Annotated in this window: 15 protein-coding genes and 2 pseudogenes; 6 read left to right on the top strand and 11 right to left on the bottom strand. The window is 65.2% G+C overall.

Annotated features, from left to right (window positions below):
- Position 1: 1 nt before the first annotated feature.
- Complete coding sequence (locus PIB19_RS00705; RefSeq protein ID WP_271239263.1) at positions 2–244, bottom strand: acyl carrier protein; 243 nt, start codon at positions 242–244, stop codon at positions 2–4.
- A 130-nt stretch (positions 245–374) separates the two neighbouring features.
- Here PIB19_RS00705 and PIB19_RS00700 point away from each other — a divergent pair, with 130 nt between their 5' ends.
- Both PIB19_RS00700 and PIB19_RS00695 read left to right on the top strand, forming a co-directional pair.
- Positions 375–2,003, top strand: coding sequence for an NAD(P)/FAD-dependent oxidoreductase (locus tag PIB19_RS00700; protein WP_271239262.1), 1,629 nt, complete (start codon positions 375–377; stop codon positions 2,001–2,003).
- 556 nt (positions 2,004–2,559) lie between these two features.
- Positions 2,560–2,817 carry a hypothetical protein gene (locus PIB19_RS00695; RefSeq protein ID WP_271239261.1) on the top strand — a complete coding sequence of 86 codons (258 nt, stop codon included), beginning with the start codon at positions 2,560–2,562 and terminating at the stop codon, positions 2,815–2,817.
- 24 nt (positions 2,818–2,841) lie between these two features.
- Here the strand turns inward: PIB19_RS00695 and PIB19_RS00690 are convergent, their stop codons facing one another.
- The 4 genes and pseudogenes from PIB19_RS00690 to obgE form a co-directional block, all read right to left on the bottom strand.
- Positions 2,842–3,747 (bottom strand): NAD-dependent epimerase/dehydratase family protein, encoded by a 906-nt coding sequence (locus PIB19_RS00690; RefSeq protein WP_271239260.1) that lies wholly within the window; start codon positions 3,745–3,747, stop codon positions 2,842–2,844.
- Positions 3,744–4,850 carry a glutamate 5-kinase gene (proB, locus tag PIB19_RS00685; protein WP_271239259.1) on the bottom strand — a complete coding sequence of 369 codons (1,107 nt, stop codon included), beginning with the start codon at positions 4,848–4,850 and terminating at the stop codon, positions 3,744–3,746. Before proB ends, PIB19_RS00690 begins: the two co-directional genes overlap by 4 nt.
- A 12-nt stretch (positions 4,851–4,862) precedes the next feature.
- Positions 4,863–5,048 carry a hypothetical protein gene (locus tag PIB19_RS00680; RefSeq protein WP_271239258.1) on the bottom strand — a complete coding sequence of 62 codons (186 nt, stop codon included), beginning with the start codon at positions 5,046–5,048 and terminating at the stop codon, positions 4,863–4,865.
- Between the two features lie 14 nt (positions 5,049–5,062).
- Positions 5,063–6,111: pseudogene (obgE, locus tag PIB19_RS00675) on the bottom strand (GTPase ObgE).
- 156 nt (positions 6,112–6,267) lie between these two features.
- Between obgE and lptF the strand changes: the two are divergent.
- The 3 genes from lptF to PIB19_RS00660 are packed head-to-tail and all read left to right on the top strand — an operon-like array spanning position 6,268 to position 8,916.
- The gene (gene lptF / locus PIB19_RS00670) at positions 6,268–7,470 is read left to right on the top strand and encodes an LPS export ABC transporter permease LptF (RefSeq protein ID WP_271239257.1); all 1,203 of its coding nucleotides are present in this window, start codon (positions 6,268–6,270) and stop codon (positions 7,468–7,470) included.
- Positions 7,467–8,564, top strand: a complete 1,098-nt coding sequence (gene lptG, locus PIB19_RS00665; RefSeq protein WP_271239256.1) for an LPS export ABC transporter permease LptG — start codon at positions 7,467–7,469, stop codon at positions 8,562–8,564. The genes lptF and lptG overlap by 4 nt, the downstream gene beginning before the upstream one ends.
- Before the next feature lie 4 nt (positions 8,565–8,568).
- Positions 8,569–8,916 carry a hypothetical protein gene (locus PIB19_RS00660; RefSeq protein WP_271239255.1) on the top strand — a complete coding sequence of 116 codons (348 nt, stop codon included), beginning with the start codon at positions 8,569–8,571 and terminating at the stop codon, positions 8,914–8,916.
- 432 nt (positions 8,917–9,348) lie between these two features.
- Here the strand turns inward: PIB19_RS00660 and PIB19_RS00655 are convergent, their stop codons facing one another.
- Positions 9,349–10,452 carry a fatty acid desaturase family protein gene (locus tag PIB19_RS00655; protein WP_271239254.1) on the bottom strand — a complete coding sequence of 368 codons (1,104 nt, stop codon included), beginning with the start codon at positions 10,450–10,452 and terminating at the stop codon, positions 9,349–9,351.
- A 135-nt stretch (positions 10,453–10,587) separates the two neighbouring features.
- Here PIB19_RS00655 and PIB19_RS00650 point away from each other — a divergent pair.
- Positions 10,588–11,738 (top strand): annotated as a pseudogene (locus PIB19_RS00650) (N-acetyltransferase).
- A gap of 49 nt (positions 11,739–11,787) precedes the next feature.
- Here the strand turns inward: PIB19_RS00650 and PIB19_RS00645 are convergent.
- From PIB19_RS00645 to PIB19_RS00625, 5 genes are all read right to left on the bottom strand, one after another.
- Positions 11,788–12,060 (bottom strand): hypothetical protein, encoded by a 273-nt coding sequence (locus tag PIB19_RS00645; protein WP_271239253.1) that lies wholly within the window; start codon positions 12,058–12,060, stop codon positions 11,788–11,790.
- A 60-nt stretch (positions 12,061–12,120) separates the two neighbouring features.
- Entirely contained in the window at positions 12,121–12,393 is a 273-nt protein-coding gene (locus tag PIB19_RS00640) for a hypothetical protein (RefSeq protein WP_156404812.1), read from the bottom strand.
- A gap of 386 nt (positions 12,394–12,779) precedes the next feature.
- Complete coding sequence (xth, locus tag PIB19_RS00635; protein ID WP_271239252.1) at positions 12,780–13,550, bottom strand: exodeoxyribonuclease III; 771 nt, start codon at positions 13,548–13,550, stop codon at positions 12,780–12,782.
- A gap of 55 nt (positions 13,551–13,605) precedes the next feature.
- On the bottom strand, positions 13,606–13,947 hold the full coding sequence (gene erpA, locus PIB19_RS00630) for an iron-sulfur cluster insertion protein ErpA (protein ID WP_271239251.1): 342 nt from the start codon (positions 13,945–13,947) through the stop codon (positions 13,606–13,608).
- 130 nt (positions 13,948–14,077) lie between these two features.
- Positions 14,078–14,635: a M23 family metallopeptidase gene (locus PIB19_RS00625; RefSeq protein WP_271239250.1), complete on the bottom strand. Its 558-nt coding sequence runs from the start codon at positions 14,633–14,635 to the stop codon at positions 14,078–14,080.
- Between the last annotated feature and the right edge of the window lie 50 nt (positions 14,636–14,685).

Genomic DNA, 14,685 nt, shown 5'->3' with positions numbered 1-14,685 from the left:
GTCAGCCCTTCAGCTTCTGCACCGCGTCCACGAGCTGGCCGACATTCTCGATCTCGGCCTGCATGTTCATCGTGATGATGATGTCGAACTCGTCCTCGATCGCCGCGACGAAATCCATCACCGTCAGGCTGTCCCATTCGAGATCGCCGGCGAAGGTAGTGCTGTCGGTCAGCGCCACGCCCTTCTTGTTGAAAGGCTCGATCTGGGCGGTAATGGTTTCGAAGATTTCGGAGCGTTCGGTCATGCGCGGTCCCTTAGTGCGATCGGCGAACCCTGCCAAGCGAATGCGGCGGAAAGGCGCCGCTCAGGGGGCGGCGACGTGCGGCGGCGTGGATGGGTTTGGATTGCGGCGTTCTAGTCGTTAGGGGCTTGGCATGCTTCGCCTGTCCGGACTCTATCTGCCGCTCGACCACCCGCCCGAGGCGGTGCCCGAGGCCATCGCCAAACGCCTCGCCATCGAACCCGCGGAGCTGAAAAGCTATTCGGTCTATCGCCGCGGCAACGACGCGCGGCGGCGCAACGCCATCCAGTTGGTCTACACGATCGATGTCGAGCTGGCGGACGAAGCCGCGGTGCTGGCGCACTTCACGGGCGACAAGGATCTCAAGCCGACGCCGGACATGACCTACAAGTTCGTGGCGCAGGCGCCGAAGGACTATAACGGCCTCCGGCCCGTGGTGATCGGCGCGGGTCCGTGCGGGCTGTTCGCGGGACTGATCCTGGCGCAGATGGGCTTCCGGCCGATCATCCTCGATCGCGGCAAGGTGGTGCGCCAGCGGACGAAGGATACCTGGGGCTTGTGGCGCCGGGGCGAGCTCAATCCGGATTCGAACGTCCAGTTCGGCGAGGGCGGCGCGGGCACCTTCTCCGACGGCAAGCTCTATTGCCGGGTCAAGGATCCGCGCTTCCTCGGGCGCAAGGTGCTGGAGGAGTTCGTGAAGGCCGGTGCGCCCGACGACATCCTCTGGGAAGCGCATCCGCATATCGGCACCTTCCGCCTCGTCACCATGGTCGAGAGCATGCGAGCCACGATCGAAGAGCTTGGCGGCGAATATCGCTGGGAGACGCGGGTCGACGATCTCGAGCTCGAACGCCTGCCCGACGGGCGCCAGAAATTGCGCGGGCTGCATCTGCACGACGGCAGCTTCCTCGAGGCCGACCATGTCGTGCTCGCGGTGGGCCACAGCGCCCGCCCCACCTTCGAGATGCTCCACCGGCGCGGCGTGCATCTGGAGGCCAAGCCCTTCTCGATCGGCGTGCGGATCGAACATCCGCAGAGCTGGATCGATCGCGCGCGCTTCGGCAAGTGCGCGGGCCACCCGGATCTCGGAGCCGCGGCATACAGCCTCGCGCATCACTGCGCCAATGGGCGGACAGTCTACAGCTTCTGCATGTGCCCGGGCGGCCGCGTGGTGGCGGCGACTTCGGAGGAAGGCCGCGTCGTCACGAACGGAATGAGCCAATATTCGCGCGCCGAGTTCAACGCCAATTCCGGGCTGGTCGTGGCGATCGATCCGGCGCGCGACTACCCCGGCGGACCGCTGGCGGGGATCGAGCTCCAGCGCCACTGGGAGGATCTCGCCTTCATCGCGGGCGGCTCCAATTATCACGCGCCGGGGCAGAAGGTCGGCGACTTGCTCGCCGGCCGCGCCTCGACCGAGCTCGGCGAAGTCATCCCCTCGTACAAGCCGGGGGTGAGGATGACCGACCTTTCGGCCTGCCTCCCCGGCTTCGTGATCGAGGCATTCCGCGAGGCGTTACCGGTGTTCGGGCGCCAGATCGCCAATTACGACCATCCCGACGCCGTGATGACCGGTGTGGAGACGCGGACCTCGTCACCGTTGCGGATCACCCGCGGGGCGGACTTCCAGAGCCTCAACGTCGAACGGCTGTTCCCGGCAGGCGAAGGCGCAGGCTATGCCGGGGGCATCCTCTCGGCAGCGATCGACGGGATCAAGACCGCCGAGGCAGTGGCAAGGAGCATGATGGGCGGCACACTCTGAGCGACTGAAATTGGTGGTTAGCGGTCGTTGCGCACCGCTCCCGTTCGGTGTCACATAGGTACGTGCTCCGACTTTTGCTTCTTTGGATACTATCGCTGTCTTTGAACGCTTGCGCCAATTCGCGCACAACAAAGCCGGTAGTGACAGATGTTGCGCGCGCTTACGCTGAGAAGGAGGGCGAGCCATGCGCGATGATGATAGACCACCCTATCTGCGATGATCTCATTTTCTTGCCTCCTGAAGCCAAGGAAGTGTCGCATCTGCGTTGCAATGCTAGTTCAAGAACTACAGCGACGTGCCGTTTTCGAGTTCGCGGCGAGCGCTGTGAAGCCAGGTTTCAACGAGAAGATGGAAAATGGTACGTCTCTAGATTGGGACGCCGGATGTTGGCCGTGACATGCCGAGCATGAGAAGCCTCTGCTATTTTAGGTGATAAGCTCGGCGCCAGCAGCGTCAACGGGTGGGCGACGGGGAGACCTCCACAGCCACCAGATCAGACCTTTTGCAAATATTGCGGAGCGTGTAAGCTAAGCACAGACACGAGCAGGAGTTTCAAATGCGTATTTGCATTCTGGTCGTTCCGTTATTGGTCGTCGGTTCAAGCGCATACGCACAGTCGCAGAACAGCTCGCGGCCGGGCTTAGGATATGTAGCGGCCCAAGTGGAAACCGAAAATCGAAACCATCTGCCCACAAGCGGCGAACGCGCCGAATGCCTCGTGCGCAAAAGCGATGGCAAGCGGGTGTGCAACACCCGGGCCGAGTGGCGGAAAATTGCAGAGCAACTCGCGAAGGCCGAGGAACAGCCTCGCTAGGCTGCCATTCATCCAACAGCCCGTTCAGAGCAACCCCCGGTCGCGATACCATGCCGCGGTCGCCGCTAGGCCGGCATTGGTCTCCACCTGCGGCTTCCATAAATCCACAGGCGGGCGCCGGGCGGAGTCGATCACCCAATCCTCGTGACAGAAATAGGCGACGCGATCCGGCGTGAGCTTCGCACTTTTGCCACGCACCAGCCGGTCGAGATGCGCGCCGGCCATCATCAACGGGCGCGGCAGCGCGATCGTGGCGACGCGCTTGCCGATCGCACTGCCGATCGCCAGCCCGAATTCCTTGTGGCTCCAGCCATTCTCGCGGCCGTCGTCGCAATCATAGCTCCGCCCGCCATTACTCCCGGTCGCCAGGGCGAGCAGCAGCCGGCCGAGATCGCCGACCTCGACCACCGACAGCCGGCCGCCCGGCGGCAATAATGCGATGCCCTTCTTCGCGAGCTTGAACAGCTCGAGCATCTCCATGTCGCCAGGGCCGTAGATCGCGGGTGGCCGCACCATCGCGGTGTCGAGCAGCGAATCCTCGACCAGCCGCTCGGCCTCGGCCTTGGACCAGCCATAGTCCGACATGCCGGGCTCGCGCGCCGCCAGCGACGAGACATGGACGAAGTTCCGCACCCCCGCCGCCTCGGCAGCAGCGAGCATGTTGCGGGTGCCATCGATATTGCCGGCGGCGAAACCGGCGCGATTGGTCGCGTTGACCACGCCAGCGACGTGGATCACTGCGTCCGCACCCTCGCAGAGCCGCTCGAGGGCGTCGGTGGCGTGCAGATCACCGGAAACCCACGCAACCTGGCTACGCTCCGTCTGCTCGCGCCGGGTGAGTGCGCGCACAATATGCCCCGCCTCAACCGCCAGCGCGATCAGCCGCGAGCCGACGAAACCGGTGCCCCCAGTGATCGCGAGCGTGCTCACAGCAGCGCCATATGGCTGCGATGGACCAGCGCCGATCGCGGCGCGTAGCCGAGGATCTCGGCCTGCTCATCGTTGCGGCGGCCGGCGATGCGAGCGGCATCGTCGCTCGGATATTCGGCGAGCCCACGCGCGAGCGGACGTCCCTCCGGCCCGGCGATCACTACCAGGTCGCCGCGGACGAAATCGCCCTCGATCCGCGTAGCGCCGGCGGCGAGCAGGCTCTTGCCACCCGCAAGCGCCCGCACCGCGCCGGCATCGACGTGGATCGTGCCGCGTGCGGTCAGCCCGCCAGCCAGCCACGCTTTGCGGGCCGGCGCAGTCTTCTCGGCGACAAACAGGGTGTGCCGCGCCTCGGCCGACAGCGGATGCTCGACCCGGCCCGAAGCAATGGCGAGATGTGCCCCCGCGGCATTGGCGATCCGCGCCGCGGCGATCTTCGAGACCATCCCGCCCGAACCCATGCCCGAGGCCGAGCCCCTGTCCGCCATCGCCTCGATCGCACCATCGATCCGCTCGACTCGCGCGATATGTTCGGCGCCGGGCAGCGCGGGATTGCGGTCGTACAGGCCGTCGACGTCCGAGAGCAAAATCACGCCCTGCGCCCCCGCTGCCTGCGCCACCCGCGCGGCGAGCCGATCATTGTCGCCGAAGCGGATCTCCTCGGTTGCGACGCTGTCATTCTCGTTGAGCACGGGAACCACGCCCAGCCCGAGCAGCCGATCCAGCGTCGCCGCAGCGTTGAGATAGCGGCGGCGATCCTCGAGATCGTCGAGCGTCACCAGCATCTGCGCGGCAGTGAGACCGTTGGCGCCCAGCGTCTCCGCCCAGACCTGCGACAGCGCGATCTGCCCCGTGGCGGCAGCAGCCTGCGCATCCTCGAGGCTGGCGCGTCCGCCCTTGGGCAGATTCAACCGACGAGCCCCCAGCGCGATCGCCCCCGACGAGACCACTGCGACCTGCTGCCCTGCACGGACGCGCTCGGCAATATCGGCGGCGATGCCCTCCAGCCAACCACGCCGCACCCCGCCCTCCGGATCGACGAGCAACGCCGAGCCGATCTTGACGACGATGCGCGGGCAGGAGGAGGGCGGGAAGAGGGACATGACCGAGTGCTGCTAGCCTAGCGAAGAGGGAGCGAACCAGAACTTTTCAAGCAAGTTGCCGACGGCCAAAAATGCGATCGTTCCGCCGAGCAACCACCAGCCCGCATTGGCCCGCCAGCGATTGAGCAGAATTATCAGGACCGGAAATACGAAAACGATGAAAAAGCCGACGAACACGGCCCCCCAGGTCAACGCCATCAACCGTCACCCCCTCACACCGGCGACCACTCGATCGCGTCCTCGCCCTCGTCGTCGTCACTGACCTTGCTCGCCTCGGGCCCGATCGCCTCGAGCAATTTGTCGAGCACCCAATCGACTCCGGTGCCGGCGGCGCCCGAGAGCGGGATCACTTCCGCCCCGCTCGCCTCTTCCAGCTCCGCCGAGAGTGCGGCGACCAGTTCGTCGTCGAGCGTGTCGATCTTGTTGAGCGCGACGATCACCTTCTTGTCGGTCAGTCCGGCGCCGTAATTCTCCAGTTCGTCGCGGACGATGCGATAGCTCTCGGCGACATCCGCGTCATTGGCGTCGACGAGGTGGAGCAGCACCCGGCAACGCTCGATATGGCCGAGGAAGCGATCGCCGATCCCCGCACCTTCCGCCGCGCCTTCGATCAGCCCGGGAATGTCGGCGACGACGAACTCGCGCTGCTTGTGCCGCACCACGCCGAGCTGGGGCCGCGTGGTGGTGAAAGCATAGGCGCCGACCTTGGCCTGCGCGTTGGTCACCTGATTGATGAAGGTCGACTTGCCGGCATTGGGCAGCCCGACAAGGCCTGCATCGGCGAGCAGCTTGAGCCGCAGCCACACCCAGGCTTCCTCATACGGCCAGCCGGTGCCGTGCTGGCGCGGCGCACGGTTTGTGGAGGTCTTGTAGCTGGCATTGCCGCGCCCGCCGTCGCCGCCGCGCAGGAAGACGATCTGCTCGCCTTCCTTGGTGAGATCGGCGAGCAAGGTCCGTTCGTCGTCGTCCGAAAGGATCTGGGTGCCGATCGGCACCTTGATCACCAGATCGTCGCCACCCCCGCCGGTGCGGTTCGAGCCGGAGCCCCCTGCCCGCGCGGTGCCCGGAAATGCTGGGTGTAGCGGAAGTCGATCAGCGTATTGAGGCCGGCCACCGCCTCGAAGATGATGTCGCCGCCCTTGCCGCCATTGCCGCCGTCGGGGCCGCCATATTCGATGAACTTCTCGCGCCGGAAGCTAACCGCGCCGGGTCCACCGGCGCCCGAGCGCACGAAAATCTTTGCCTGATCCAGAAAATGCATGGGCCGTCATATAGACGTTGCCGCCCATCCGTCACCCCATGACGGGCAACCGGTCGTTTCGGGGTGGCGCATGGCGGAACCGAGGGTATAGGCTCTTGCTTTAGCTGAGCGGCGCACGTCGCGCTGCAAGACAGGACAAGGCGACCGCCGCACCGCATGAAATCGATCGATCGCTACATGGCGCGGCTGATCGCGGTTCCGCTGATCTCGACGCTGTTGATTTCGGCGATGCTGCTCGTGCTCGATCGCATGCTGCGGCTGTTCGACTTCGTCGCCACCGAAGGCGGACCGGTCAGCGTGGTGTGGCGAATGCTCGCCAACCTCCTTCCCGAATATCTCGGACTCGGTATCCCGATCGGCCTGATGCTCGGTTGCCTGCTCGCCTTTCGCCGTCTCGCGACCACGTCCGAGCTCGACGTGATGCGCGCGGTGGGGCTCAGCTACACCCGGCTGCTGCGCGTGCCCTATATGTACGCGATCGCGCTGGCGCTGCTGAACCTCGCGATCGTCGGCTATGTCCAGCCGCGCGCGCGCTACAATTACGAGCAATTGCGCTTCGAATTGCGCTCGGGCGCGCTCGGCGCTTCGATCAAGGTCGGCGAGTTCACCACCTTCGGCACCCAGATGACGCTGCGCATCGAGAGCAGCGCGAACGAGGGCCGCGACCTCTCCGGCATCTTCGTGCGGATGACGACCAAAGAGGGGCCGGTCGCGGTTACGGCCGAGAAGGGCCAGTTCCTCCGCTCCGACGATCCCAACACGATCATCTTCCGGCTGACCAAGGGCACTTTGGTCCACACTGCAAAGGGATCGCCGATTCCGCGCGTGCTCACCTTCGACACGCACAACCTGCCGATCCCGCTTCCCAAATATGAGCAGTTCCGCAAGCGCGGCGACAAGAGCCTCGAGCGCACGCTTCCCGAGCTGGCGGTGATCGGCAAGAGCGCCGACGCGACGCCGGTGCAGCGCACTACCAGCCGCGCGGCGTTCCACTTCCGCCTCGCCGAAGTCGTGTCGATGTTCCTCCTGCCGATGCTCGCCGCGGCGCTCGGCATTCCGCCCAAACGCTCGACTTCTGCGCTGGGCGTGTTCCTGTCGATCGTGATGATCGTCACCTATCACAAGGTGAACGAATATGCGCAGGCGATCGGCAGCCTCGGCGGGATCGATCCGATCATCGCCTTGTGGGTGCCGTTCACGATCTTCGCGGGCCTGGTGTTCTGGATGTACCATACTGTCGCCTATGTGCCGGGCGGCCAGCCGATCGGCGCACTCGAAAAGGCGTTCGCAAAGATATGGCGCGCGATCCGCAAACGCCTCCCCGGGCGCCGTCGCAAGACCATCGAGATCCCCGCATGAGCCTCGTCAACTTCTTCCCGTCGCGCACGATGTCGCTCTACATGGGCAAGATGTTCCTTGTGCGCACCTTCGCCATATTGGCGGGGCTGGTGCTCATCCTGCAGTCGCTCGATCTGCTGAGCGAATCGGCGAAGATCGTGGCGTACCCGGGCAATGGCGATGCCGAGGTCTGGCGCTATATCGGCTTGCGCACGCCCCAGCTCATCGCGACCTTCCTGCCCTTCGCGGTGCTGCTCGGCACGATCCTCGCGCTGTCGCAGCTCAATCAGAACAGCGAAGTCATCGCGATGAAGGCCTCGGGGCTCTCGGCGCACCAGGTGCTCGCGCCGTTGATCCTCACCGCTTTGGGCGTCGCCGCGCTGTCCTTTGCTTTCAACGAGCGTATCGTCACGCGCGCGACCGCGACGCTCGAGCAGTGGAAGAAAGTCGAATACGGCCCTCTGCCCATCGACCGCGGCGACCGTTCGAACGTCTGGGTCAAGGACGGCAACGATCTGATCGTGGTCGACCAGATACGCGGCCGCGGCGACGCGGCGCAGCTCTACGGCATCACCGTCTATGAGCGAACTGGCCAGTCGCTCCGCTCGATCCTGACCGCAAAGCACGGGGTGCGCGACGGCGCCGGCTGGAAGGTCGACGGCGCGCAGCGCTTCGACATTCGCGCCGGCGCGCTGACTCCGCTCGCGCCGCTCCGCATTGCCGACGGCGTGCGTCCCGACCAATTCACGCTCAGCCAGATCAACGCCGACGGCCTGTCGTTCACTGCGCTCAGCGAAGTGATCCACGATCTCGAGCTCGCCGGCCGCCCGACCAAGGCGCTCGAAGGCTCGCTGTGGCACAAATTGTCCGGACCTCTGTCCTCGGTGCTGATGCCGTTGCTCGGCGCGGTCGCGGCGTTCGGCCTCGCGCGATCGGGCAAATTGTTCGTCCGCGCCGTGATCGGCATGGCCCTCGGTTTCCTCTATTTCGTCGCGGACAATTTCGCGCTGGCGATGGGCAATCTGGGCGCCTACCCGCCCTTCCTCGCCGCCTGGGCGCCGTTCCTCTTGTTCCTGATGATCGGCGAAGCGGTGTTGCTCAGGACCGAGGAATAGGCCCGTGGCCAAAGCGGACCGTCTCGCCCGCCTGGACGCGCGCCGCCTCGAACTCGAAGCGGAATATGCCGCCGAACTGATCGACGCGCTGCGGGTTGCTGCTTCGGGGAAATGGGGCCTGTTCGACCATCAGGGGGATCGGCGGACACGCGCGGCCATCGCTCCGGTCATCGACAAGCTGGGCGAGATCGGTGACGCTATCGACAAGGCAAGAGCGCAGCTCGGCCTGCAGCCGTTCGAACTCCAGCAGCAGTTCCTCGCCTCCCGCGGCAAGCCGAGCCCGCAAGCCGTGGGCGAGCCCAAACAGGCGCAGGCCTGGCTCGATCGCCTCGCCGCGGCTGACGGCAATTAGCCCCGGCAGGCGGGCATAGCCGCGAGGCATAGGCTTACAAATGCAATATCGTGCAGATGTCGTATTTGTCCAATCGCAGGCGAGCACCACAGGTTAGACGCACACCCATCCACTGCGGCCGTGCAAGGTGCACGGCGTCCGTGATGGTTGATCGGTGGCGGAGATCTGAACCGTGCGCAAAGGCGTCTACAACAGCCTCCGGGCAATCTCGCCAGGCGCCGTCAGGCAGACGCTTGGTCGTTGGCTCGCGACACTCGATGCGGCGAGCCGGATGCTCTTCTCCGAACCGGATTCAGGCCAGCCGAAGCGCCGTCAGCTCTGAGGCTATCGCTGCACTGGACGGACTGACACCATTTGCGTCAGCTGCCTACCAATCGCGGCCTGCGAAAACCGCAGGCGAGTCAAGCACGCCTAATGTGACAAGGACTTAGTCTAGCGGCGCGCGCCCATCGTGCTGCGCGCCAGCTGGCCGACCAGTCCCGGCAGGCCGGCATAGCTGGCCTTGTGATAGGGCGAATCCTGCTCGACCATCGCGGTCAGGCGACGGTGCGCCGCTCCCAGATTGTGGTACGGTACGCTCGGCAGCAGATGGTGCAGCGCGTGGTAGCGCAGCCCGACCGGCGCCCAGAGCGCGGGAAGCAAAGCCGGGGGCGGCACGTTGACGCTGTCGAGATACTGCGCCGTGACGGTCATCGCCTCGCCCTCATTCTCCCAGAGATGCGCGACGAGGGTGCGGACCTGATTGATCACCGTGATCGTGCCGATCACGCCGAGGAAGATCAGGAAGGCGCGCAGCGGGATCACGCCAGCGGCGGTCAGGCCGATCAGCGCGATCGCCCAGACGCTGGTGGCGGCTTCCTGCCACAGCCATTGGGTGCGGGCGGCCCCCTCGGCCGGGCGGCGGCGGAAGGACGGGTTGATCACCAGCCCCGAATAGCGTTCGACCACCGGCCTGCGCAGCGCCGGAATGACCAGCGAGAGTGGCGCGAGCAGCGCGTAGCGGATCAGCAGCCCGATCGGCGCCAGCGCGGCGATGAGCACGAACAACGGCAGCGACCACGGTTTCATCAGCGCGAGCGGCAGATATTCGGGATCCTCGATCGTGCCATAGCGCGTACGGGCATGGTGGAGGTTATGGACGCCCTCGTACATGTAGGACGGCACCATCAGCGGCACGCCGACGAGCAGGTTCCAGCCCAGCCGATAGCCCGGCACCGTGCTGTGCTTCATATGGGTGATCTCGTGGATGAAGCTGCCCGCGCGATAGAGCGCGAGCACCGCCACGAAAGCGGCGAGCAATGCCAGGCCGGGCGAGGTCAGCGTGATCGCCAGCGCCAGCGCGCCGTAACCGACGACGACCGAGGCGATCGTGTCAGCCCAATAGATAATGGGACGCGCCTTGTGCAGGTCGCGCGCGATCCCGGCGGCGGCGCGCAGCATCGCCTTGTCGTCGGCGATGCGCCCCGCCGCGATGCGCGCAACCGGGGCGTCGGGCGCCGCGACTTCGCGCAAATCCAGTGCGATAGAGCTATTCATAGGTACATGCATTGCCTCTAGATAGTGGCTCAATATGGGCAACAACAGGGGCTTGGCAGGGCCCGGACAGGTTCCGCTTGACAAGCATGGCCCTCAGGCGGGACTTCGGCGCACCTCTGTCAAAGGCTCGCGTTCATGCCCGCACCTGCCATTCGCCCCGTCGTCACCAAGGCGGATATCAACGCTTTCGTCGAGCTCGCTTACCGCCTGAACGGCGACGATCCCCATTGGGTCGCCCCCTGCGCGACGAAGTGAAGGCGACGATCGATCCCAAGAAGAACGGCTGGTTCAGCCATGCCGAGGCTCAGCTCTTCCTCGCCGAGCGCGACGGCAAGGTCGTCGGCCGCATCTCGGCGCATATCGACCGGCTCGCGCTCGAGATGCCGCTCGAACAGGGTTTCGGCCCCGGCACCGGCTTCTGGGGGCTGTTCGAGGCCGAGGATGCCGAGACCGCCGCCGCGATGATCGGCCAGGCCGAGGCATGGCTGAAGGACAAGGGCATGACCCGCGCGCTGGGGCCGGTCAGCCTGTCGATCTGGGAAGAGCCGGGACTGCTGGTAAAGGGTCACGATCACTCGCCGACGGTGCTGATGGGGCACCACCCGGCGCGCTATCAGGGCTGGATCGAGGCGCTGGGCTATTCACCCGCCAAGAAGCTGCTGACCTATGAACTAGACATCACCCAGGGCTTTCCCCCACTCGTCCAGCGCATCATCGCCGCGGGTGAGAAGAATACAAAGATCCGCATCCGCAAGGTCAACAAGAAGCGCTTCGACGAGGAAGCCGCGATCATCCTCGCGATCCTCAACGATGCATGGTCGGACAATTGGGGGTTCGTGCCGCTCACCCAGCCCGAGATCGATGACGTCGGCAAGAAGCTCAAGCCATTGGTCTTCGAGGATTTGATCATGATCGCCGAGCTCGAAGGCGAGCCGGTCGCGTTCATGGTCACCCTCCCCGATCTCAACGAGCCGCTCAAGCCGTTGAAGGGCAAGCTCCTGCCGTTCGGCTGGGCGAAGCTGCTGCTCTGGCTGCGCAAGCCCAAGGCGCGCACGATGCGCGTGCCGCTGATGGGCGTGGTCAAAAGGCTGCAAAGCTCGCGCATGGCGAGCCAATTGGCCTTCATGATGATCGAATATATCCGCCGCGCGGCCGTGCCCAATTACGGTGCGGAGCGCGGCGAGATCGGCTGGATCCTCGACGACAATCAGGGGATGATCGCGATCGCCGATACGATCGAGAGCCGGATCAACCGCGAATATGTGATCTACCAAAAGTCGCTCTGAGAGGAAACCCGCGGCGGGTACGCAACTGCGCCGCGGGTGCCTCTGGCCGCTACTTGCGGGCTTCGAGCGGATCGAAGCCGGTCGCGATCCATTGCTCCCGCGTACGGCATTCCTTGGTCCGGAGATGGCTTCCGGTCAGGGTGTCGACAACGCAATAGAGCTTCTGCTTCGATTCCTTCGCGCTTTCCTGCTGCACCTGGTCGGATTGCGGCTTGGGCTCGGTCGTCGGATCGGACTTGGCCATCGCGGGCGAAACGGCGCCGCCGGCCAGCAAGGTAGCTGCGAACATTGCGGCCGCGCCGGAAATGATATGGTTCTTCATGATATTCTCCTCGGATAGGGGCTGGCAAGCGACTCCGCGCCTGCCGTTCGTGACGGTCGCTTATTTCTTTTGCGGGGCGGCCGGATCCACGCCGGTCTTCGCGATCCACTGCGCGCGGGTCATGCAGGTCTTTTGCGTGAACACCGTTCCGGTCGAGACCTGCGGTTTGACGCAATAGCGCCTGCCTTCGCCGGCCTTGGCGGAAGCCTTGGCCGTCTCGGTGCTCGGATCCGAGGCATAAGCCGGCGCGGTCGCGCCTGCGACGAGGACCGCGGCGGCAATCATTGCGGCGGCGACGCTCGAAACGCGGCCGGTGGTGCGAGTGCTAAACATATCCCTGACTCCCAGTTACTTTCAGACACCAGGCGCCCCCTCGTGCCGCCTGCCACCAAAGCATTGCATTGGCCGTGCCAGTTTGTCGGGATATGGGATTTCAAAGGCTTAGCTGTGTTACACTTCCAAGTCACCGCTATAACACAGCAATACACGCCAAGAATTGGCGGATCATGCGCGGAGGTGTTCGGAAAGGGACAGTCGGCGCTGTCCGGTATCGACCGTCAGTGTCCGATTCCGTAACGGAAGGCGCTGCGATCTGGGTTGAGACCCCAAACAGACCGCTGATATATTTCCGTCATCCCGGCCTTGAGTCGGGATCCCGCTTCTTCTCGGTCAAAAGCAGCGGGACCCCGGCTCAGGGCCGGGGTGACGAGGGAAGCGGCCTAGCGCAGGCTCACCCAGGTCGGGGCGTGATCGCTGGCGCGTTCGCGGCCGCGATAGTCCTTGTCGACGCCCGCGCCCGCCAGCCGGTCGGCGGCTCGCGGGCTGAGCAGCAGATGATCGATACGGAAACCCGCGTCGCGCTGCCAGCAGCCGGCCTGATAGTCCCAGAAGGTCCAGATGCCGCCGTTGGGGAAGCGCGTCCGCAGCGCGTCGGTCCAGCCCTGCGTGAGCAGGCTGCGATAAAGCTGTCGGGATTCGGGCTGCATCAGCGCATCGCTCGCCATCGCGCGCACCGAGAAGGTGTCGTCGTCATTGGGAATGACGTTGTAGTCCCCCGCCAGCACCACCGGCCGCTCCTCGGCGAGCAATGCGCGGGCGCGATCTGCAAGCCGCTCCATCCATTTGAGCTTATAGTCGAATTTGGGGCCGGGCTGCGGATTGCCGTTGGGCAGGTAGATCGAAGCGACCACCAGATCGCCCACTTCGACTTCGATATAGCGGCTGTGCGCATCCTCGGGATCGCCTTCGAGCCCGCGCTGGCGCTCGATCGGCTGTTCGCCGCGCGCGAGCACCGCGACGCCGTTGAAGCCCTTCTGTCCGTGCCACACCGCGCCATAGCCCGCGGCCTCGATGTCCTTGACCGGCAGCGTCTCGTCGGCGCCCTTCAGTTCCTGGAGACATACGATATCGGGCTTCTGTTCATCGAGATATTCGAGCAGGCGCTCCATGCGCGCCTTGATCCCGTTGACGTTGTACGTGACGATTTTCATGCTCGCTGGTTAGCGGCACGCGTCACGCAGCGCCAGCCGTAGCGGCGCGACCGGATCAGACCGAGAAGCTGGTGCCGCAGCCGCAGCCCGAGGCCGCATTGGGATTGGTCACCGCGAAATGGGCGCCGCCGAGATTGTCGACGAAATCGACCTGCGCGCCGCGCACGAGATCGAGGCTGATCGAATCGACCAAGAGGCGGACGCCGTCGGTCTCGGTAACCGCGTCGTTGGCCTCCGGAGCCTCGGCCATGCCGAATTTGTACTGGAAACCCGAGCAGCCCCCGCCCTCGACTGAGAGCCGGAGGATCGCCGGTTTGCCCTGCTTCGCCGCGATCGCCGCCACGCGCGCTGCAGCGGCGGGAGTCAGGGCAATATCGGAGCTAAGGACGGTGGCCATGCGAAGGAGATAGGCGCGCCCGTTCGGGGGTGCAATGTATCAACGCCGAACGCCTATACTTCGGAAGCGACCAGGAGGGCGGCGCGGGTGGGGGCCGCCTCGTCGGGCAGCCCCTCTCCTCTCCTGCCTCTTACTTCGCGGGGCCGCCCACGCCGCCCTGCGTACGGCTCTGGGCCGCGGTCAGATATTCGCCGGTCTGGAGGAACGGGATCGGATTGACTGCCTTTCCGTCGACACGGACTTCGTAGTGGAGGTGGCTGCCGGTCGAACGGCCAGTCGAGCCCATCAGGCCGATCATCTGGCCGCGGCGGACACGGCTGTTGTCGGCGACGAGAATCTTCGAGAGGTGGCCGTAGCGCGTCTCGATGCCGCGGCCGTGGTTGATCTGGACGAGGTTGCCATAGCCGCCCTGGCGGCCGGCATGGCTGACTACGCCGTCGGCGGTCGCGTAGATCGGCGTGCCGATCGTGCCGGGGATGTCGACGCCGGCATGCATAGCCGCGGTGCCGCGGAACGGATCCGAACGTACGCCGAAGCTCGACGTGAACAGCAATTTGTCGACCGGCTGCATCGACGGGATCGAGATCACCGTCTGCTCGAGCGCATCGAGCTTCTTCCAGGTCAGGAACAATGCGCGGAACTGGGCATCGGCGCTTTCGGCCGAGATCCGAACCGGCGGCGCCGTCATTGTCGTCCATCGGCTCGTACGGGCCGCCCATGCCGCCCTTTACGAAGCGC

Source organism: Sphingomonas sp. 7/4-4 (assembly GCF_027941955.1).
Classification (GTDB): Bacteria; Pseudomonadota; Alphaproteobacteria; order Sphingomonadales; family Sphingomonadaceae; genus Sphingomonas.
The sequence above is the reverse complement of the archived record's forward strand: the minus strand, read 5'-3'. Positions and strand labels throughout refer to the sequence as shown.

Coding starts and splice junctions, on each gene's coding strand:
- PIB19_RS00705 (WP_271239263.1), bottom strand. CDS start 244: ATGACCGAACGCTCCGAAATCTTCGAAACCATTACCGCCCAGATCGAG.
- PIB19_RS00700 (WP_271239262.1), top strand. CDS start 375: ATGCTTCGCCTGTCCGGACTCTATCTGCCGCTCGACCACCCGCCCGAG.
- PIB19_RS00695 (WP_271239261.1), top strand. CDS start 2,560: ATGCGTATTTGCATTCTGGTCGTTCCGTTATTGGTCGTCGGTTCAAGC.
- proB (WP_271239259.1), bottom strand. CDS start 4,850: ATGTCCCTCTTCCCGCCCTCCTCCTGCCCGCGCATCGTCGTCAAGATC.
- PIB19_RS00680 (WP_271239258.1), bottom strand. CDS start 5,048: ATGGCGTTGACCTGGGGGGCCGTGTTCGTCGGCTTTTTCATCGTTTTC.
- lptF (WP_271239257.1), top strand. CDS start 6,268: ATGAAATCGATCGATCGCTACATGGCGCGGCTGATCGCGGTTCCGCTG.
- lptG (WP_271239256.1), top strand. CDS start 7,467: ATGAGCCTCGTCAACTTCTTCCCGTCGCGCACGATGTCGCTCTACATG.
- PIB19_RS00655 (WP_271239254.1), bottom strand. CDS start 10,452: ATGAATAGCTCTATCGCACTGGATTTGCGCGAAGTCGCGGCGCCCGAC.
- PIB19_RS00645 (WP_271239253.1), bottom strand. CDS start 12,060: ATGAAGAACCATATCATTTCCGGCGCGGCCGCAATGTTCGCAGCTACC.
- PIB19_RS00640 (WP_156404812.1), bottom strand. CDS start 12,393: ATGTTTAGCACTCGCACCACCGGCCGCGTTTCGAGCGTCGCCGCCGCA.
- xth (WP_271239252.1), bottom strand. CDS start 13,550: ATGAAAATCGTCACGTACAACGTCAACGGGATCAAGGCGCGCATGGAG.
- erpA (WP_271239251.1), bottom strand. CDS start 13,947: ATGGCCACCGTCCTTAGCTCCGATATTGCCCTGACTCCCGCCGCTGCA.
- PIB19_RS00625 (WP_271239250.1), bottom strand. CDS start 14,635: ATGACGGCGCCGCCGGTTCGGATCTCGGCCGAAAGCGCCGATGCCCAG.